Annotated in this window: 19 protein-coding genes; 17 read left to right on the top strand and 2 right to left on the bottom strand. The window is 39.5% G+C overall.

Annotated elements, in window-relative coordinates:
- Complete coding sequence (locus tag FGL90_RS01105) at positions 1–639, bottom strand: copper homeostasis protein CutC (RefSeq protein WP_187240423.1); 639 nt, start codon at positions 637–639, stop codon at positions 1–3.
- Positions 640–744: 105 nt separating this feature from the next.
- On the opposite strand from FGL90_RS01105, the gene FGL90_RS01100 reads away from it, so the two are divergent.
- The 4 genes from FGL90_RS01100 (at position 745) to FGL90_RS01085 (ending at position 5,910) form a co-directional block, all read left to right on the top strand.
- A complete protein-coding gene (locus FGL90_RS01100) occupies positions 745–1,905 on the top strand; it encodes an AI-2E family transporter (RefSeq protein WP_147656538.1) in 1,161 nt (386 codons plus the stop codon).
- 11 nt (positions 1,906–1,916) lie between these two features.
- Positions 1,917–2,768, top strand: a complete 852-nt coding sequence (locus FGL90_RS01095; RefSeq protein WP_147656536.1) for a methyltransferase domain-containing protein — start codon at positions 1,917–1,919, stop codon at positions 2,766–2,768.
- 241 nt (positions 2,769–3,009) lie between these two features.
- Positions 3,010–3,522 carry a tRNA (cytidine(34)-2'-O)-methyltransferase gene (locus FGL90_RS01090; protein WP_147656534.1) on the top strand — a complete coding sequence of 171 codons (513 nt, stop codon included), beginning with the start codon at positions 3,010–3,012 and terminating at the stop codon, positions 3,520–3,522.
- 24 nt (positions 3,523–3,546) lie between these two features.
- Complete coding sequence (locus tag FGL90_RS01085) at positions 3,547–5,910, top strand: FtsK/SpoIIIE family DNA translocase (RefSeq protein ID WP_010620124.1); 2,364 nt, start codon at positions 3,547–3,549, stop codon at positions 5,908–5,910.
- 61 nt (positions 5,911–5,971) lie between these two features.
- Here the strand turns inward: FGL90_RS01085 and FGL90_RS01080 are convergent, their stop codons facing one another.
- Positions 5,972–6,100 (bottom strand): DUF4044 domain-containing protein, encoded by a 129-nt coding sequence (locus FGL90_RS01080; RefSeq protein ID WP_010620123.1) that lies wholly within the window; start codon positions 6,098–6,100, stop codon positions 5,972–5,974.
- Positions 6,101–6,859: 759 nt separating this feature from the next.
- Between FGL90_RS01080 and mraZ the strand changes: the two genes are divergently transcribed.
- The 13 genes from mraZ (at position 6,860) to FGL90_RS01010 (ending at position 19,551) form a co-directional block, all read left to right on the top strand.
- Complete coding sequence (mraZ, locus tag FGL90_RS01070) at positions 6,860–7,291, top strand: division/cell wall cluster transcriptional repressor MraZ (protein WP_010620121.1); 432 nt, start codon at positions 6,860–6,862, stop codon at positions 7,289–7,291.
- A 27-nt stretch (positions 7,292–7,318) separates the two neighbouring features.
- A complete protein-coding gene (rsmH, locus tag FGL90_RS01065; RefSeq protein ID WP_147656530.1) occupies positions 7,319–8,263 on the top strand; it encodes a 16S rRNA (cytosine(1402)-N(4))-methyltransferase RsmH in 945 nt (314 codons plus the stop codon).
- A gap of 27 nt (positions 8,264–8,290) precedes the next feature.
- On the top strand, positions 8,291–8,671 hold the full coding sequence (gene ftsL, locus FGL90_RS01060; protein WP_010620119.1) for a cell division protein FtsL: 381 nt from the start codon (positions 8,291–8,293) through the stop codon (positions 8,669–8,671).
- Positions 8,668–10,818 carry a penicillin-binding transpeptidase domain-containing protein gene (locus FGL90_RS01055; RefSeq protein WP_147656528.1) on the top strand — a complete coding sequence of 717 codons (2,151 nt, stop codon included), beginning with the start codon at positions 8,668–8,670 and terminating at the stop codon, positions 10,816–10,818. The genes ftsL and FGL90_RS01055 overlap by 4 nt, the downstream gene beginning before the upstream one ends.
- Positions 10,819–10,845: 27 nt before the next feature.
- Positions 10,846–11,814: a phospho-N-acetylmuramoyl-pentapeptide-transferase gene (gene mraY, locus FGL90_RS01050; protein ID WP_404814661.1), complete on the top strand. Its 969-nt coding sequence runs from the start codon at positions 10,846–10,848 to the stop codon at positions 11,812–11,814.
- A 24-nt stretch (positions 11,815–11,838) separates the two neighbouring features.
- Positions 11,839–13,218: a UDP-N-acetylmuramoyl-L-alanine--D-glutamate ligase gene (murD, locus tag FGL90_RS01045; protein WP_010620116.1), complete on the top strand. Its 1,380-nt coding sequence runs from the start codon at positions 11,839–11,841 to the stop codon at positions 13,216–13,218.
- Complete coding sequence (gene murG / locus FGL90_RS01040; RefSeq protein WP_010620115.1) at positions 13,218–14,309, top strand: undecaprenyldiphospho-muramoylpentapeptide beta-N-acetylglucosaminyltransferase; 1,092 nt, start codon at positions 13,218–13,220, stop codon at positions 14,307–14,309. Before murD ends, murG begins: the two co-directional genes overlap by 1 nt.
- Positions 14,310–14,342: 33 nt before the next feature.
- Positions 14,343–15,176, top strand: a complete 834-nt coding sequence (locus tag FGL90_RS01035) for a cell division protein FtsQ/DivIB (protein ID WP_010620114.1) — start codon at positions 14,343–14,345, stop codon at positions 15,174–15,176.
- A 132-nt stretch (positions 15,177–15,308) separates the two neighbouring features.
- A complete protein-coding gene (gene ftsA / locus FGL90_RS01030) occupies positions 15,309–16,634 on the top strand; it encodes a cell division protein FtsA (protein ID WP_147656526.1) in 1,326 nt (441 codons plus the stop codon).
- A 24-nt stretch (positions 16,635–16,658) separates the two neighbouring features.
- Positions 16,659–17,927, top strand: a complete 1,269-nt coding sequence (gene ftsZ / locus FGL90_RS01025) for a cell division protein FtsZ (RefSeq protein WP_147656524.1) — start codon at positions 16,659–16,661, stop codon at positions 17,925–17,927.
- A gap of 104 nt (positions 17,928–18,031) precedes the next feature.
- Complete coding sequence (locus tag FGL90_RS01020; protein WP_010620111.1) at positions 18,032–18,451, top strand: cell division protein SepF; 420 nt, start codon at positions 18,032–18,034, stop codon at positions 18,449–18,451.
- 26 nt (positions 18,452–18,477) lie between these two features.
- A complete protein-coding gene (locus FGL90_RS01015; protein ID WP_404814660.1) occupies positions 18,478–18,747 on the top strand; it encodes a YggT family protein in 270 nt (89 codons plus the stop codon).
- 21 nt (positions 18,748–18,768) lie between these two features.
- Positions 18,769–19,551: a YlmH family RNA-binding protein gene (locus FGL90_RS01010; RefSeq protein ID WP_010620110.1), complete on the top strand. Its 783-nt coding sequence runs from the start codon at positions 18,769–18,771 to the stop codon at positions 19,549–19,551.
- Positions 19,552–19,563: the final 12 nt, after the last annotated feature.

Here is a 19,563-nt window from a genome sequence, read left to right as displayed (position 1 = left end):
TTAAATTTGAGATGGCAGAATTGCCGTCTGACTAATGTTAGTCCTGTCTGTCAATGTCGTCATTTCCGCTTTTGAGTGGAAATTTGTAGGAATTAACTGAATGTTGCGTTCACTGAGTTTTTGGTTGGCGTTCATCAATGAGCTGATAGTTTCCGTCGTTAGTTCTTTCTCAGGCGCCATTGGGGCATAGTACCGGGTAAAATCATTATCACTTAGCCACAAAACGGCCTCGTCTTCAATTGGGGCGGTTGGTCGGTTTAGACCAGTTGTGAAGCCTAATGCCATACCACCAGCCGCAGCGACCAAGTTAGCCATTGCGTCTTCATCAAGGTTGCCGGATTGGGTCAAGACGCCGAAAACGACGCCATCGGAGCCTAACTTCTGAATTTCAAGTAAATCTGTATCCATAATTTTAATTTCGGCATCGTTATAGTCCGCACTTCCACTTCTGGGTCTAACCAAGATTGATATCGAGACGTTGTGGTCGTGGGCATACCGTGTCGCCTCGGCAATTGTGCCATAGCTAGGAGTGGTTCCACCTAAAGCTAGGTCAGAAACTAGCAGGAGCCTTTTAGCTTTTTGCTGAACGGCAGCAGTTACCTCAGCGTAATTTTGAACGATAATTTCATTAATTTGCACTATTTCATATCCCCTCATTTACATATTCTGTTTGTTCGACAATTGACTATGCTACAATGATTATAACAGTACTACAAGTCATATGACTAGTTAGGAGGAATTGCCTTGACCAATAAAGAAGGTGCGAAACACTCCTGGTTTTACAACTGGGTGGTGAATAATCGGTTGGTTTCTTCATTGACGGTTATTTTACTGATTCTACTAATTTTATTTGTACTAAGTAAAGTTCAATGGCTTTTCTACCCAATAAAAACGTTATTTGGAATTATTGGGACGCCAATAATTATAGCAGGGGTATTCTATTATCTGTTAAATCCAATTGTTGATCGAGTTGAAAATCGATTTAAAATTAAGCGAGTCTGGAGTATTTCAGCAATTTTTATCGTGGTGCTAGGCTTAATAGTTTGGGGGATCGTTGCAATTATTCCTATAATTCAACAGCAAATTATGAGCTTACTCGCAAATTGGCCTGACTACTGGAATAAGGTCGTTGAGGAATCAACCAAGTTTTCAAATAGTCCGCACTTTGATTCATTCAGAGATCAGCTGGATAACTTTAACAAGCAGGCCTCTGAACAGTATTCAAAGGCAACGTCCTCCTTCTTTAATCAAACATTAAACTCAGTTGGCGGCTTTGTTTCAAGGGTCACGACAATTGCCGTTTCAATTATAACTGCACCGTTTATCCTATTTTATTTGCTAAAAGACGGGCATAAATTGCCAGCCTATTTAGTCCATTTTTTTCCAACAAAAGCCAGAAAGTCTATATCCGAAGTAATTAAAGAAATGAATAGTCAGGTTAGTAATTACGTTAGAGGACAATTAATCGTGGCATTTTGTGTTGGCGTCATGTTTTTAATCGGCTACTGGATTATCGGACTTAAGTTTGCACTTTTACTAGCAATTTCAGCAGGTGTTCTAAATCTGGTTCCGTACATTGGCTCATTTCTTGCCTTAGTGCCGGCACTGGTCGTTGGCGCCTTCATTTCACCACTAATGCTGATAAAAGTTATTATTGTATTTGGGATAGAACAAACGTTGGAAGGGCGCTTTATCTCACCATTAGTCTTAGGGAACAGTTTAAAAATTCATCCAGTTACAATCATATTTGTCTTATTGGCTTCTGGTAAGTTGTTTGGCGTTTTGGGAGTTATTTTAGGCATTCCTGGGTACGCAGTTATTCGGGTTTTTGTAACCCAAATCTTTTTGTGGTACAAACGGTATTCTGGGTTATATCTTGAAGAAATTGATTCAGAATCACATTAAGGAGAGTTAGCTTGAAAAAAATTGATCGATCGACAGCGTTCTTACAAGACCAACTTGATTTGTTCAGGTGTCCAGTGTGTCAGCTACCGTATTCGGAAGTGGTTGGCCATGGAATTAAATGTTCAAATGGACATGAATTAGATTTATCGAAAAAGGGAACGCTCTTTTTTTTGAATCACGATGTGTCGAGTGAATATGACGCCAGTATGTTAAGTGCCAGAAGACGGATTTTGACGGCGGGATTATTTGATGGATTTCTTGAAGAAATAATCCACAGAATGCCAAAAACTGGCGCGAGAATTCTCGATATAGGGAGTGGAGAGGGAACACCACTCGTTAAAGTATTAAATGAGCGTCATCAGTCAGACGATGTTGCGGTTGGTTTTGATATATCAAAACCTGGTATCAACTTAGCAACTCAGTTAGAGTCAAACGCATTTTGGTGTGTGGCTGATTTGGCGAGACTTCCGTTTAATGATCAAAGCTTTGACACCATCATTGATATTTTTTCACCGTCTGCTTATAGCGAATTTAATCGCGTGCTGGCGGGTGGAGGTCAGCTATTAAAGGTGGTTCCTAACTCAAATTATTTAATTGAATTAAGACAATTACTTTATGATAAGGAAAGCAAACATCGATCATATAGCAATGATAATGTGGTGGATTTGTTTATGCAGCATTATCCAAACGCGGACGCCAAACGGATTGTTTATCAAATGCCAATATTGCCCGCCCAATTTGCGGATTTGTTGTCGATGACGCCGTTAAGTTGGGGCGTAGATGAAAGTCGACTTGACGTTGTCAGGGAAATGCCTATTAATGAAATTACAGTAGACGTTACGCTGTTAAGCGTTGAGGCGTAAGCGCTGAACACTATTATGTATTTTTCACAAATTATTGCATATCCAACATGGAAGTGTTATATTACTAGTGAGAAATCGTTTGGCAGTTAATATCGGTTTTCCCGTTAGTAACTGGCAATTTGCACTTCATTAACGCAGTTCCTCGCCGTGCCCACACCGAGGAGTTGCGTTTTTTTGTTGTCTTGCAAAACCTTTTTTAAAGGTGCTATGATAAAGTAATAATGTTTTAAGAGGAGAAAAAATGACAAATCATATTGTATTGTTCGAACCATTGATGCCTGCAAATACAGGAAATATTGCCCGAACATGTGCAGGAACTGACACCGTTTTAGACTTAATTGAACCACTTGGCTTTTCGTTGGATGATAAGCACATGAAGAGAGCCGGACTAGATTATTGGGAAAAAGTTCAAATTAACACCCATAAGAATTTACCGGAGTTTATGAATCAATTACCTTCAAATGGTAAGTTATTCTTAGTTTCAAAATTTGCAAATCAAACTTATGTTGATCCAGATTATACAGATAGTAATTCTGAGTACTATTTCTTGTTTGGTAAAGAGACGACGGGCCTTCCTGAGCCGTTTATGCGTCAATATCCTGAAAAGGCGATTCGAATTCCCCAGGATGATTCAAATATTCGCGCATTAAATTTATCAAATTCAGCGGCAATTGTTATTTATGAGGCAATGCGTCAACAAAACTTTAATCATCTGGAACAATCTCATTTGTATAAGAATGACAAGTTAAAATAGCAAAGTTGGGGGAGTACTTAAATTTTGGCAAAGCAGACAAAACGAGTCAGCAAACCTAAAAAGACAAAAAAGCGGGTATCAGCTAAACAAAAACGACTCAAACAGACGAAATATGAGTGGCAAATATCGGGAGCAGTCTTTTTGCTCATTGCCTTCTTTTCCTATTTAAATTTAGGAATGGTCGGCACGTTTTTTGCTAACTTCTTCCGTCTTTTTGTTGGCGACACTTATCGTCTTTTACTCATTTTACTTGCCGTTTATGCGGTTTATTTGTTATTCACTGGCAAAGGGCCGAAGCTTTCGCTGCGTTATTGGCTAGGGGGCGGCTTAGCATATCTTGGAATTATTTTATGGATGGCGTGTGCACTATTCCTAGTGAGAAATCAGCACGTCAACTTCGTTCAAGTAACTTGGGCGCTGTTAAAGGCAGATTTCGCGCAACAAAGTGTGATGACGGCTGTCGGTGGAGGGATGATTGGTGCCTACATGTTGGCGGTAACTAATTTCTTAGTGGCTATCTTGGGATCGCAGCTAATAGCCATCCTGCTCGTGGTGGCAGGAGTTGTGATTGCTTTTAAGATTCCAGTATCAAAAGTGTTCGCAAGCATTGGGAACGGTTTACAATTAATTGGTCGTGCGATTGGACAATTTATTCAAGGAGCAACTAAGGTTGTTGGCGGAAAAGCATCCAAAGTGACGACGAGTAAGATTATTACTAAGTCCCCCAAAATTACAGCGACGAAGCCTGAGACAACTCCCGCTAAGAATAGTGAACCCGAAGTAAAAGAAAAGGGAAGTTTAGAGGATTCTGAGCCAAACTATAAGATTACGGTAGCTAATCAGGAAATATCTAAGGGCAAATTAGTTAAGCAGCAAAATAACCTAGTGAAAACCGATAAACCGACTACTAAGACGGATGATTCCGAACCAAAAATTGATAATGAATCAAATACTGACGAATCTAATTACCAGCTGCCAACTGCTGATTTGCTGACGGCGATTCCTCAGACGGACCAATCTGATGAATACAATGCGATTGACAAGAATACGAAAGTTTTAAAGAAGACCCTGGAAAGCTTTGGTGTTGAAGCTGAAGTGAAAAATGTTAGCTTGGGTCCATCGGTGACCGAGTATGAATTACATCCGGCAATTGGGGTTAAAGTTTCGAGAATCGTCAATTTGGCGGATGATTTAGCATTGGCTTTGGCTGCAAAAGATATTCGGATTGAGGCACCAATTCCGGGTAAGTCACTGATTGGAATTGAAGTTCCTAACAGAAAAATTTCGACTGTTTCATTTCGGGATATTACGGAATCAATTGTGAGTCAAAAGCAGGGGTTACTTGAAGTTCCGTTAGGACGAGACGTGACTGGCAAAGTTGTTACGGCTGATTTGACGAAGATGCCACATTTGCTGATTGCTGGTTCTACTGGTAGTGGTAAATCAGTTTCTATTAATGGCATCATCACGAGTATTTTGATGAAAGCCAAGCCAAGCCAGGTTAAAATGATGCTGATTGATCCAAAAAAAGTGGAATTAAGTGTTTATAATGGCATTCCCCACTTGCTGACCCCCGTTGTTTCTGAGCCTAAGAAGGCAGCGCGAGCACTTCATAAAGTTGTTTCGGAAATGGAAAGACGATATGAATTATTTTCTCAATATGGTCAACGAAATATTAAGGGTTATAACAAGCATGTAGCTGAATTTAACCAAACGAATAATCCTAAGCTCCCTAGTTTGCCATATATCGTTGTTATCGTTGATGAATTAGCTGATTTAATGATGACTGTTTCAAATGAAGTGGAAGATGCGATTATCCGTTTGGCACAAATGGGTCGAGCGGCAGGAGTACACATGATTCTTGCCACACAACGGCCTTCTGTTGATGTTATTACTGGTTTGATTAAGGCTAATGTACCTTCACGAATTGCGTTTGCAGTTTCAAGTGGGATCGATTCAAGGACAATTCTGGATTCAAATGGTGCAGAAAAGTTACTTGGTCGGGGGGATATGCTATATTTGCCAATTGATCAGAATACACCGGTGCGAGTTCAAGGCGCTTTTATATCTGATAACGATGTTGCGAGTGTAGTTGCCTTTATTAAAAATGAGCAAGAAGCAGACTATGATGACTCTATGATTGTGTCGGATGAAGAAATTAAAAGTGAGGACCTGCAAAACTCTGAGGATGATTTGTTCGATGATGCGCTAAACTTTGTTGTGGATCAACAAAAGGCAAGTACGTCACTGTTACAGCGTCACTTTAGAATTGGTTATAATCGTGCAGCAAGGATGATTGATGATCTTGAGCAGGGTGGTTTTATTGGACCACAAGAGGGCAGTAAACCACGCCAAGTTTATAAGCAGAAAAATAACGAAGAAGAATAAACAAAAAGATCCCCATTCAATTTTTGCAAATTGAATGGGGATCTTTTTGGTAACTTTAATTTTAGTAACTGCTGCCCAGTAGGCCAATCGATGAAAGGGCTGAAAAAATTAGTGACCCTAACGTTGCGATGATCATGATCCAAACGAAGATCATCGTGACGATTTGGAAAGTTGTTTTTTTCTTTCTCATTAATTACACCGCTTTTCAAAAAAATTTACTTTTTTTAGTGTAACTTGCTTAACGAAATATTGCAATTTTAAATTTTGCTTTTTTATTGCTGGTGTCTCTTTAATTGGTATTTTATAATGAGGTTAAGTGTTGAGGGGGAGTGTGGCATTGGGTCAGTTCTTTCAAAGTTGGATTTTTCAAATAATGGTCCTTATTTTAATTTATATTTTAATTGTGTGGTTAAGACGTAAATTTCGTCGGTTTTGGTCGCGGAGGGTGGGGGCGTTTGATGTGTTTGTTCCCTTTCTCTTGTTCGTTTCTTTGGAAGCGGTTAAGCCGTTCCATTTTTTATATTTGTGGCTGTTGTTTGGATGGTTACTATTGTGTGTGATTTTTCTACTAGTTGTGGGGTTAAAAAATCGGGTTTTATTGTACCGATTGTATTTTAGAGGGTTGTGGCGTTTAACTGGATTATATTTATTGATCGTGTATATTGTGGGGGTGGGTTTTAGAGTCATTTAGGGTTTTTAAATACCGGGTGTCCAACGATAGTTGGGCACCCGGTATTTTTTAAAATTTTTGCCGATTTTTGACATTTTCGAAATATTTTCCCCACAATCTTCCTTACTAGAGGATGACTTATATGCCAGTAATTGGAAGCGCTTTACAAAAGAAATGAAAACTATTTTTTTAAGATTCTAGAAAAATGGGAAATCATGTGGTAGAAAGTGGGGGATTATGGTAAACTTGACGCATAGCTGATGAATAGGGGTGATAGCAATTTTTATGGGTGAATTTGAACATTCAATTGACTCAAAGGGTCGACTAATAATTCCCGTTAAATTTCGGGAGCAATTAGGAGACGAATTTGTTATTACCCGAGGAATGGATGGCTGTTTGTTTGGTTATCCAATGGCCGAATGGGCTGTCCTACAGCAAAAGCTAAAGGAATTACCAATGAATAAACGGGATGCACGTTCGTTTGTCAGGTTCTTCTATTCAGCAGCAACGGCTTGTCAGTTTGATAAGCAAGGGCGAATTAATTTACCCAGTCAACTCATTAATCACGCAGAGATTAAGAAACAATGCGTCATCGTCGGTGTGGCAAACCGCTTCGAAATATGGAGTGAAGATCGATGGAATGATTTTTCTGAGACAGCAGAGGAAAATTACGACGATATTGCTGAGAATTTAGTTGATTTCGATCTCTAATAGATGCGGCCAAAGGAGGTATAGTTAATGGCAGAATTTAATCATCAGACAGTTCTTCTTAACGAAACTGTTAGTGGCCTAGATATAAAACCAGATGGAATTTACGTTGATTGTACCCTCGGGGGTGGCGGTCACAGTGGCAAAATTCTGGAAGCGCTTGATTCTGGACACTTATATGCGTTCGATCAAGATCAAACAGCGATAGATTATAATCAAACCAATTTGAAAGAATATGTCGATAAAGGAACGCTGACCTTTGTTAAAGCGAACTTTCGAGAGATTAAAGCTCGATTAGCTGATTTGGGTGTTGAGCACGTTGATGGTATTCTGTACGATTTAGGAGTGTCATCTCCACAGTTTGATGTTGCAGATCGGGGATTTAGCTATCAACATGATGCACCTTTAGATATGAGGATGGATCAATCCGCTAAATTAGACGCTTGGCAAGTTGTGAATAATTGGTCATATCAAGACCTAATCAGAATTTTATTTAGATACGGGGAAGAAAAATTCGCAAAATCAATTGCTAGAGCAATCGAACGGCATCGCAGTAACAAGCCAATCGATACGACCGGTGAATTAGTTGAAATTATTAAAGAAGGAATTCCAGCAGCTGCAAGGCGCCATGGGGGGCACCCAGCTAAGAAGACTTTCCAAGCAATTCGAATTTCGGTTAATGATGAATTAGGGGCATTAGAGGATTCAATTGAGCAGGCATTAGAGATAATTGCGGTTAAGGGCAGAATTAGCGTTATCACATTTCAGTCTCTTGAGGATCGGTTAGTAAAGACGATGTTTAAAGAGAAGACTGAAGTAGGGGAATTACCGGCAGGATTGCCTGTAATACCACAAGAAATGCAACCGCATTTCAAGTTGATTAATAGAAAGCCGATTGTTCCAAGTGACGAGGAGCTTGAAGTTAATCACAGAGCACATAGCGCAAAATTGCGAATCATTGAGAAAGAGAGCTAATACTTTTTTAGGATAGGGATGGTCGAGATGTCGCAAAATAGTTTAGCAGAAGAATACCAATCAGAAGTACCACAACCAATAGCGCCGCAACAGCGCCCACTACATAATCCACGAGTAAAGGTTCTTCCAAAGAGCCTACCCGTTTCAAAGTTTGAAAAGTGTTTGATGACAGTTTGTGGAGTTGTAATAGTCGTAATGATGATTTGGACAATTAATGTTACAATTGGAGTGTCCGCTACTCAGCATCAGTTGCAAGATTTGCAGACTCGCGTAACGCAACTGAAAAGCGACAATACAAATCATCGTCAAGAGGCGAATGAGCTTCTTAGTAGAAGTCGCTTAGACAAAATTGCTAAAAAAAGTGGCTTAACACTTTCAAACGATAAAATAAGGAATGTTGATAAATGAACAAATCACCGAAACGGATGGTGACTAGCAACCAATCACAAAAAAACAGAAAAAAGTTTGGGATTGTTCTTTTCTTTGTTTTCTTAGTGTTATTTGGGCTAATCATTATCCGTTTTTCTTATATTTCAATAGGTAAAAATGTTCAGAACGTTAATTTGAGCGCACGAACTAAAAAGCTTTATACAGAAACTCAGACGGTTAAGGCAAGTCGGGGGACTATTTATGATGCAAATAATGACCCAATTGCTGAAGATACCAGTACTTATTCAATTTATGCTGTATTGAATAAGAAGCAGGAATCGATTAACGGAAAGCCTCTCTATGTAACGAATAAAAATAAAACGGCCGAAGTTCTATCGAAGTACTTATCCATTAGTAAGGAAAAGGTTCTTAAACAGCTAAATTCAAAGAGTTTTCAGGTGGAATTTGGTGCTGCAGGACAGAGTATTTCATTAACAACTCGTAATAAAATAAAAGCAGCTCATTTAACGGGTATTAATTTTATTCAGCGACAATCACGTCTTTACCCTAATGGAGTTTTTGCTTCCCACTTGATCGGTAACGTGACGGTTCCGAGTGATTCAACTAAATCGATGGTTGGAAATATGGGAATTGAAAAAATGTTGAATAAACAATTGACGGGTACTGATGGGATTAGCACCGTGCAAAAGGATAATTATGGGTATCAGGTTTCCGGAACGGCGGCTAAAAAGAAAAAAGCGACAAATGGCGATGACGTCTACACGACACTTGATAGTAGACTACAAACATTACTTGAGACGGAAATGTCTGCAGTGAATGCTGAGGCACATCCGGCGTCTATGAATGCGGTCCTAATGAATGCGAAAACTGGTGCTATTTTGGCCGCTAGTCAACGTCCAACCTATAATCCGATGACGGGTAAAGGACTAGACAAGATGTGGCGAGATACGTTGGTCCAAGATTCCTATGAACCTGGATCAACTATGAAAATATTTACCATGGGTGCTTCTATTGATAGTGGCAATTATAATGGAACTTCCACTTATCTTTCTGGTAAAACAACTGTTGATGGCATTACCGTGCCAGACTGGCAAACCAGTGGTTGGGGTCGGATTACCTACAACAAGGGATTTGCCCTTTCGAGTAATGTTGCGATGACTCATTTGGAAGAACAGATGGGCGCGAAGACGTGGAAAAAATATATTAACCGGTTTAAATTCTTAAAGAGCACAGATAGTGGGCTTGCTGGTGAATCATCCGGGAGTATTCAATTTTCAAAAGCAATTGAACAGGCTGATACATCGTTTGGTCAGGGTATTCAAGTGACTGTATTTCAGATGATGAGAGCCTTGTCTGCAATTAGTAATAACGGGAAAATGTTACAGCCATACTTTATCGATAAGGTTGTTAATCCAAATACGAATAAAGTGATTCAAAAAAATAAGAAAAAAGTAGTTGGCGAGCCTGTGAGTGCTGCAACCGCTAAAGCGGTGCGAAAGCACATGGAGGACGTTGTCTACAAAAGCTATGGAATAGGCTCTGATTTTAAAATTAGTGGGGTTAAAGTTGCTGCCAAAACAGGTACTGCACAAGTTAGTGGGGGTTCATCTGGTTATTTGAGTGGAGACAACAGTTACCTCTATTCAGTAGCGGGGATGGCGCCTGCCAAGAATCCGAAATATGTCTTGTATATTACGATGAAGCAGCCTACTTTGGGATCAAAAACAGCAACTCAATTAATGGCTCAAATTTTTAAGCCGCTCATCACGAGAGCGCTACAAGATGATAAAACGCAGACCAGTAGTACGAAATCTACAAAGATGACGGATCTTACTGGAAATTCTGCAACAACAGAAGCAGCGAAGTTAACAAAGAAAGGGTATCGAGTTACAACGCTTGGCACAACGGACAAGATTACGGCTCAGTCACCTAACTCAGGCACGACCCTTTATGATAATCAGCGAATTATTTTAGCAACATCGGGTGAAAACTTAATGCCAAGTTTGAAGGGCTGGTCGCGAGCAGATGTTGTCAAAATTGCTAAAATTCTTAATATTAAATTAGAGACAACTGGTTCCGGTTACGTGACGAAACAAAATATCACAAGCGGTAAGGCTGTTAATTCTGGTACAACGCTGAAAGTAAAGCTTGGATCAAGTAATTAGGATTGGATTGGAAAACTTATGACAAATATTCAGTACATGGATTGGTTAGCACCATTAATTGGTAGTTTCTTAATAACCGTTATTTTTATGCCAAGTCTTATTCATTACTTTAGAAGCCGGCATGAAGGCCAAATGATTAGAGAAGAAGGACCAAATTGGCACGAAAAAAAATCAGGAACCCCAACAATGGGTGGCCTGCTATTTATCATTGCAATTGTGATATCTAGTCTAATCTTTGGTATTTTTTCAACACATCGACTTTCACCAATAATGTTGGTTCTATTGTTTATCCTTGTGTTATATGGACTCTTGGGAATGTGGGACGATTCTATAAAACTGTTCAAACGCCAGAATGAGGGAATGAAGGCTTGGCAAAAGCTCTTGGGACAGATCGTGGGGGCACTCGTTTTTGTTGGTGTCTATGCACATGAACAATTACCGTTTGAACTTCATAATCCCCTTGGACCGACTATTCATTTACACTGGTGGTTTGCGCTATTTGTTATCTTTTGGTTAGTTGGATTTTCAAATGCGGTTAATTTAACTGACGGGCTTGATGGCTTAGTTGCCGGACTAGCATCTATTGCATTTGCGGCGTATGGCGTAGTTGCCTATGTTCAACATCAAGGCGATGTTTTAGTATTTTGTGGGGCAGTCGTTGGTGGATTACTAGGTTTCCTTATCTTCAACCATAAACCAGCCAAAATTTTCATGGGTGATATGGGTTCACTAGCACTTGGTGGATCCCTTGCGGCTGTTTCAATCGCGTTGCACCATGAACTTTCGTTGCTATGGATTGGCTTAATCTTTGTTATTGAAACCATGAGTGTTATTTTGCAAGTGGCTAGTTTCAAGCTAACGGGTAAACGAATTTTCTTGATGAGCCCAATTCATCATCACTTTGAGATGAAAGGTTGGAGCGAATGGAAAATAGACATTATTTTTTGGATAATCGGTCTAATTGTGGCAGTTACAGGTGTGTTTAGCATGATTTAAATATGTAGTTTGGAGCGAATTGGAATGAAAATTGTCAAAAAGTATGAGGGAAAAAAGGTTTTAGTGTTAGGACTTGCAAAAAGTGGCTTTAATGCTGCTAAATTATTAAAAAAACTTGGTGCCTATGTTACCGTGAACGACAAACAAAATTTTGATGATAGTGTAGATGCTCAAAAGCTATTATCAGAGGGGATTAAAGTTATTTCCGGCAGTCATCCATTATCTTTATTAGATGAGGGATTTACTTTAATTGTAAAGAACCCTGGAATTCCCTATGATAATCCTATTGTGAAGGGTGCTTTGGAACGCAAGATTCCTATTATTACTGAAATTGAGCTGGCTAGTGAAGTTTCAGAAGCACAGTTGGTTGCTGTTACTGGCAGTAATGGAAAGACAACAACAACAACGATGATAACAAAAATGTTAAATCAGGAACGAACAACTGGCCAGAGTTATGATGCTGGGAATATTGGTATTCCTGCCAGTCAAGTAGCCCAAAAAGTTACAAAGGCAGATTCTCTGGTCTTGGAAGTTTCTAGTTTTATGTTATTAGGCATTACACAGTTTCACCCTCATATTGCAGTCTTGACGAATATTTTTTCTAACCATTTGGACTACCATAAAACTCGCGAAAACTATGTTAGAGCAAAAATGCGTATTACGATGAATCAAACGGATCAAGATTATTTTGTCGTGAATTTTGATAACAAAGAATGGCGAGATTTAAGTAAGCAAACGAAAGCGAAGGTTATTCCCTTTTCTCGACTAGACGTTGACGAAACAGGAGCCTATGAAAAGTCCGGCAAACTGTATTGGCGGGATGATTTCATAATGATGGCTGATGAAATAAAGGTACCTGGAGATCATAATGTTGAAAATGCGTTAGCAGCCATTGCCGTCGCTAAAATCGAAGGCAAAACGAATACTGCAATCAAACACGTCTTAACTACATTTGGTGGCGTTCGGCATCGTACCCAGTACGTACTGACTGCTGAGGGACGACAATACTACAATGATTCAAAAGCAACTGATATAGAAGCGACTGAGATGGCTTTGAAAGGATTCAAGCAACCAGTTATTTTACTAGCTGGAGGCTTGGATCGTGGGTATGTATTTGATAAACTTGTCCCATCCTTTAAGGAACATGTGAAAGGGATTGTCCTTTTTGGTCAAACTGATAAATTATTGGAGGATGCCGCCAAAAAAGCTGGAGTTAAGAGTATTGTCTTTGCCAAAAATGTTAAGGATGGTGTTCCTAAAGCCTTTGAGCTTAGTGATTCTGGTGACATTATTTTGCTATCGCCTGCAAATGCTAGTTGGGATCAGTATCCTAATTTTGAAGTTCGCGGTGATGAATTCATTGAAGCTGTGGAAGAATTAACCGGAGAGAAGGAAGAAAAATAATGCGATTAATGGTTTCTGGAGGCGGAACGGGTGGTCATATCTATCCTGCCCTAGCGTTGATAAAGGACTTAAAAAAACACGAGCCAGACTCTGCTGTTCTTTATGTTGGATCGAATCGTGGACTTGAAAGTCAAATAGTTCCTAAGCAGGGGATTGATTTTAAATCAATGGAAATTCAGGGGTTTAAACGTTCACTGTCACTGGAAAACTTTAAAACCATTTATTTATTTTTAAAGAGTGTTCGAATTGCCAAAAAAATGATTAAGGAATTTAAACCAGACGTTGTTGTCGGAACAGGTGGATACGTTTCGGGAGCTGTTGTTTATGCAGCCACTCGTCTAAAAGTGCCTACACTAATCCACGAACAAAATAGCGTTGTAGGTATCACCAATAAATTCTTGAGTAGATTTGTTGATAAAATAGCTATTAATTTTGAGGCTGCCAGAAGTCAATTTCCAGAAAATAAGGTAATCAAAACTGGAAATCCTCGTGCTCAAGAAGTTGCCGAAACCGTTAGCAACTTCAAATGGTCGAGCATGGGTCTAAGTGATGACAAGCCAACGACTTTGATTTTTGGTGGCAGTCAGGGTGCTTTGAAAATTAATCAGTCGGTTGTTGCTGCAATGGCTGAATTTAATAAGCGTGATTACCAAGTTGTCTTTGTGACTGGTCCTAAGCGGTACGATGGCGTAATGAGTCAATTAAACAGTTTAAAATTAGGCAAAAATGTGACAGTTAAACCGTATATCGATCGAATGCCAGAAATTTTACCCAAAGTTGATTTAATCGTCAGCCGCGCCGGTGCAACTAGTCTGGCTGAAATTACCGCGTTAGGTGTTCCAGCAGTTCTTATCCCCAGCCCATACGTCACTGCAAATCATCAAACGAAAAATGCGATGAGCATGGTTGATGCTGGTGCTGCAAGAATGTTGACCGAAGAAAATTTAAACGGTGAATCGTTATTAAATGAGGTTGATGAGTTGATGCATGACGCTGAAATCCGAGAAAAAATGGCAGCTGCTTCAAAGAAAATGGGTGTGCCAGACGCTGCCGATCAAATGTTACAAGTTGTCGAGAGTATCTCAAAATAATAAGTCCAATTTCACATAGTAGGGGGTGACGAAATGGGAAAAAAGAGCGATGAGGAATTGACCCCTTGGCAGAGATACCAAGAGGCTCAAAAAAAGCGAGAACGAGCACAAAGTAGTCTGTTTACTAAGCTTAGGCCTAAGCGAATTGGGAAGAAGCTTTCAAAATTACGTAAACAACAAAATCAAAAGCTTATTTTGAAAATGGGTAGCTTGGTTTTGGCTTTTGGCTTAGCACTTTTATTTGTCATTTATCTAATTTCTCCATTGAGCCACATTCAAAAAATTAACATTAACGGTAATCGATCTTTGTCTAATCAGGAAGTACTCACCAGCATGAATTTAGCGAAGGGTGATTCGGTCTTTTCTGTTCTTGGACGTCAAAAGGAGATTCAATCTACTGCTAGGGGAGCAAACGTTAAGGTAAAATCAGTTAAGGTTTCATTGAGCCACTTGAATCGAGTTACGGTTAAGATTGCTGAATATAAAACGGCAGCATTTTTGGTAAAGAAGCAACGGTACTACGTTATTCTTGAAAGCGGCGTAATCAGTCACCATGGGAAAAAGCAGCCAATGGCCCACTATCCTATTTTTAGCCACTTCAAAACTGTCAAAACAACTCAGAAAATGGTTCAGCAATATAATCATCTGAATAAAACAGTTCAGCAAAATATCTCAGAGGTGCGCTTCTCTCCTTCAAAATCTAATCCAGATCGGGTCCACTTATTCATGAACGACGGGAATGAGGTCTACGCAACCCTCACAACTTTGGCGAAGAAAATGGCATTTTACGAAAGCATTTCAAGTAAAATGAAACAGAATGGGGTTATCAATTTAGAAGTGGGTGCATACTCATACCCATTTAAATGACAACAACTATTGTTAAGAAACGCGCAATAATCGGCGAATGCCTTTCTAAACGCGTACTAAATGTGGTAAACTAAAAAATAAATGTATGCGTTATTTTATGCATGGAAAACATTTTAGGAGGATCCTGTTGGTATGGATAATTCAGGTATGTTTGTTGGACTTGATATAGGGACTACCTCGATAAAAGTCATTGTGGCTGAAAATGTCAAAGGGCAAATGAATGTTATCGGAGTAGGAAATGAGCGTTCAGAAGGGCTTAGTCGCGGTGTGATTGTCGACATCGATAAAGCGGTGGAAGCAATTAAAAGTGCCGTGCGTCAAGCAGAAGAAAAAGCAAGTATTCAAATTCAAAACGTTGTAGTTGGTATTCCGGCAAATATGCTTAGCATGGAGCCTTGCAACGGGATGATTACAATTGATGAACAAGCAAGAGAAATTACGGATCAGGATGTGCAAAGTGTTGCATTATCTGCCTTAACACAAAATTTGCCTCCTGAACGTGAAGTCATTGACCTTCAAGCTGAAGAATTTGTTGTTGATGGCTTTGATGGAATAAAAGATCCACGATCGATGGTTGGTGTACGATTAGAGATGCGTGGGATGCTCTTTACTGGTGCTAAGACAATTATTCATAACACTAGAAAAGCGGTTGAACAAGCAGGTTTATCAATCGAAACCATGCTAGTAAGTCCATTGGCTCAAGGAAAGACTGTTATGAGTGATGGTGAGCAGGACTTTGGTACCATTCTAATTGATTTAGGTGGGGGCGAGTCCACAGCAGCCGTTATTCATGATCATAGATTAAAGTATACATATACAGATGATGAAGGGGGCGCCTACATTACGCGCGACATCTCCGTTGTGCTTAATACGTCCCTGGATAACGCAGAAAAAATAAAACGTGATTACGGGTATGCTGATTCTCTTCAGGCCTCTGATGATAATGAATTTCCAGTTGAAGTTGTGGGTCAATCACAGCCAACTCAAATATCAGAACGGTATTTAGCTGAAATAGTTGAAGCCAGGGTTGGACAAATCTTCAGTAATCTTAAACAACATCTTGATTCAATCAATGCATTAAAGCTACCTGGGGGAATTGTACTTACTGGTGGCGTTGCAGCATTGCCAGGAATTGCGGATTTGGCGGCCGATACTTTTGGGGTAACGGTTAGAACCTACATTCCTGATCAAATGGGACTCCGCCATCCTTCCTTTGTCCAAGTACTTTCACTTGTGACATATAGAGGGCAGATGAGTGAAATTGACTTACTGGTTAAATCTGCTGCAAATAGTACTGGAGACATTCAATTTAACGCTAATGAAAGTCAATTTGAATCCTCAAATCAAAGTAATAAACGGCGGACAGCGTCAAATCGTGATAGAGAACAGCAACCTAAAAAATCAAAAAAGAAGCGTGGGCAAGGAATCAAGAGTTTCTTCAGTGATTTCTTTGACTAGTATTCAATAACGGAGGGATTTTAAATGGAATTTTCATTAGACTCAACGCAAAACCACGGCGCAACAATTAAAGTTATCGGTGTTGGTGGCGGTGGTAGTAATGCCGTTAACCGAATGATTGCAGAAGACGTTAAGGGTGTCGAATTTATCGTTGCTAACACTGACGTTCAAGCACTTGAGTCTTCAAATGCTGAAACAAAAATTCAACTTGGACCGAAATTGACACGTGGATTAGGTGCAGGCTCGGATCCAGATGTTGGTGCTAAAGCAGCGCAAGAAAGCGAAGAAGCTATTACAGAAGCACTTCAAGGTGCAGATATGGTTTTCGTCACTGCCGGAATGGGTGGTGGAACTGGTAATGGAGCAGCACCACTTGTTGCAAAAATTGCCAAGGATCAAGGTGCATTAACGGTTGGGGTTGTTACCCGTCCGTTTAGTTTTGAAGGACCTAAGCGATCACGTTACGCTGCTGAAGGTGTTGCTGCACTTAAGGAAAATGTTGATACACTCATTATTATCGCTAACAATCGATTACTTGAAATTGTTGACAAGAAGACACCAATGATGGAAGCATTCCAAGAAGCCGACAATGTTGTTAGACAAGGTGTACAAAGTATTTCAGACTTAATTACGAGTCCAGGATATGTTAACTTAGACTTTGCTGATGTTAAGACCGTTATGAGCAATCAAGGATCAGCTTTAATGGGAATTGGTTCAGCAAATGGCGAAAATAGAACTGAAGAAGCAACCAAAAAAGCAATTTCTTCACCTTTATTAGAGGTTTCTATCGATGGCGCCGAGCAAGTGCTATTGAATATTACAGGTGGACCAGATCTTTCACTTTATGAAACACAGGCTGCTTCAGAAATCGTCTCAAGTGCTGCAACGAGCGATGTTAATATTCTTTTTGGAACATCGATTGATGAAAGCCTTGGTGATGAAGTTCGGGTAACCGTTATTGCAACTGGAATTGATAAAAAGAGGGAAGAACGTGCTAACCATCAAACTCGGACGGCACGTCATACTGACAGTTCAGTTTCGACTCCTGATAATAAGGCAACGGAATCAGAAGAATCACGAGATCCATTTGGTAACTGGGATATGCGTCATGAACCAGCTAATACCAATCGCCCACAGCCAAAGCAGGATGATGAATTTAGTGGCGTGAAGAAACCAGACTTTAACATATTTGGAAATAACGATTCTGCAAAAGAAACGCCAACAGAACAAGACGATTCAAATAATTTGGATACACCACCATTCTTTAAACATCGTCGAAATAAAGACCAATAGAAGGCAGTTAGTTTGGAATGGTAACTCATTTCGTGCGACTGCCTTTTGGCAAATCATACAGAATGATCAGAGCAACGTTTAACCGTTGAAGGGAGCGAAAACCAATGGCTGCAAAATTTAGTTTTAGTAAATTCTTCGGAATGGATGAAGATAATGTCGATAATGATGAGGAGTATGAAGAAAATTCATTTAATCGTTCATTTGATTCAACTAATGTTAAGTCGAATGTTGTTTCAATTAACTCACCAAAAGCTGGTTCTAGCAAAATTGCTTTGTTTGAGCCACGGATTTATTCGGATGTTAAAGAAATTGCTAAGCAACTTATTAAAAATGAAGCTGCAATCATTAATTTTTCCAGAGTAGAAGAAGATCAAGCAAAACGAATTGTTGATTTTTTAACTGGAACAGTTTTTGCCATCAATGGAGATATCGAGCGAATAGGGGATCAAATATTCCTTTGTACACCACATAATTTTGAAATTTCTGGTAATCTAACCTCAAGTTTAGATAACCAATTTAAATAAAACGTAGGGAGTGACCATTAATCGAAATTATTGGCTGGATTTTATCTGGAATTATTCAATTAATTAATATTTACACCTGGGCGATTGTTATTTATGCATTATTAAGCTGGTTTCCAGGAGCTTATAGCTCAGCACTTGGTAGATTCTTAGGACGAATCGTTGAACCTTTTCAACGCTGGTTTAACTTTGCTCGAATAGGCATGGTCGGATTTGCACCAGTTGTTGCCTTAATTGTCTTGTTCTTAGTACAAGATGGAATTCGATTAATTGCCAGGTTCTTTGGGATTTATCTATAACCACGGTAAAGGAGAATCGTTTTGGAGAGTAATTTGGCACAGCACTTTCGAAGGGATGAAGAAGCATTCATTGAGACAGCAACCGACTTAATAAATGAAGCCAGTGAAGAGTATCGACCGGTCTTAACACATTTTTTAAATCCACGACAAGTTTTTATACTAACAACGATTGTGAATGGAAATGATAACGTTAAGATGCAACCATATGGTGGTTATCCAGGCGCAGAATTAAATCGAGTTTTGATTTATCCCGAGTACTTCGAACCGAAAAAAACTGATTTTGAAGTGACACTTTTTGAAATCATTTATCCAACGAAATTTGCCGATCTTCATCATAGTCAAGTTTTGGGAACTTTAGCCAATATTGGCGTTGATAGAGAAGTAATTGGGGATATCATTACGGATGGAGAAAGATGGCAATTTTTCGTTGAAACGGGAATAACGTCGTATTTTGAAAACCAGGTTGATCAGATTGGTAAAATAAAGGTTCACTTGACGCCGAAAGAGAATAGCGAAGCAGTTGAACCCCTCAATGAATGGGAAGAGGAGGGGGCAACACTTTCATCTATTAGATTAGATAGTATTGTCGCGACTGCTTTTCATCTTTCAAGGCATCGATCAAAGGCACTTGTAGAAGCAGGAAAAGTTCGTGTTAATTGGGCTGAATCAAATAAACCCGATTATGAGTTAGCAATCGCTGACATTGTTTCAATCAGAGGTTTTGGTCGAATCAAGTTGATCAGTTTAGATGGTCAAACCAAGAAAGAGAAAACCAGGGTTACACTGGCTGTTTTGAGAAAATAAAGGTAACTGGGA

Origin of the sequence: Secundilactobacillus malefermentans, from assembly GCF_008033155.1 — a bacterium.
GTDB classification, from domain to species: Bacteria; Bacillota; Bacilli; order Lactobacillales; family Lactobacillaceae; genus Secundilactobacillus; species Secundilactobacillus malefermentans.
This window is presented reverse-complemented; position numbering and strand designations above follow the sequence as displayed.

Bases quoted from the DNA above. Each gene is read 5' to 3' on its own strand.
- FGL90_RS01090 (WP_147656534.1), top strand. From the start codon at position 3,010: ATGACAAATCATATTGTATTGTTCGAACCATTGATGCCTGCAAATACA.
- FGL90_RS01080 (WP_010620123.1), bottom strand. From the start codon at position 6,100: ATGAGAAAGAAAAAAACAACTTTCCAAATCGTCACGATGATCTTCGTT.
- rsmH (WP_147656530.1), top strand. From the start codon at position 7,319: ATGGCAGAATTTAATCATCAGACAGTTCTTCTTAACGAAACTGTTAGT.
- ftsL (WP_010620119.1), top strand. From the start codon at position 8,291: ATGTCGCAAAATAGTTTAGCAGAAGAATACCAATCAGAAGTACCACAA.
- FGL90_RS01055 (WP_147656528.1), top strand. From the start codon at position 8,668: ATGAACAAATCACCGAAACGGATGGTGACTAGCAACCAATCACAAAAA.
- murD (WP_010620116.1), top strand. From the start codon at position 11,839: ATGAAAATTGTCAAAAAGTATGAGGGAAAAAAGGTTTTAGTGTTAGGA.
- murG (WP_010620115.1), top strand. From the start codon at position 13,218: ATGCGATTAATGGTTTCTGGAGGCGGAACGGGTGGTCATATCTATCCT.
- FGL90_RS01035 (WP_010620114.1), top strand. From the start codon at position 14,343: ATGGGAAAAAAGAGCGATGAGGAATTGACCCCTTGGCAGAGATACCAA.
- ftsA (WP_147656526.1), top strand. From the start codon at position 15,309: ATGGATAATTCAGGTATGTTTGTTGGACTTGATATAGGGACTACCTCG.
- ftsZ (WP_147656524.1), top strand. From the start codon at position 16,659: ATGGAATTTTCATTAGACTCAACGCAAAACCACGGCGCAACAATTAAA.
- FGL90_RS01020 (WP_010620111.1), top strand. From the start codon at position 18,032: ATGGCTGCAAAATTTAGTTTTAGTAAATTCTTCGGAATGGATGAAGAT.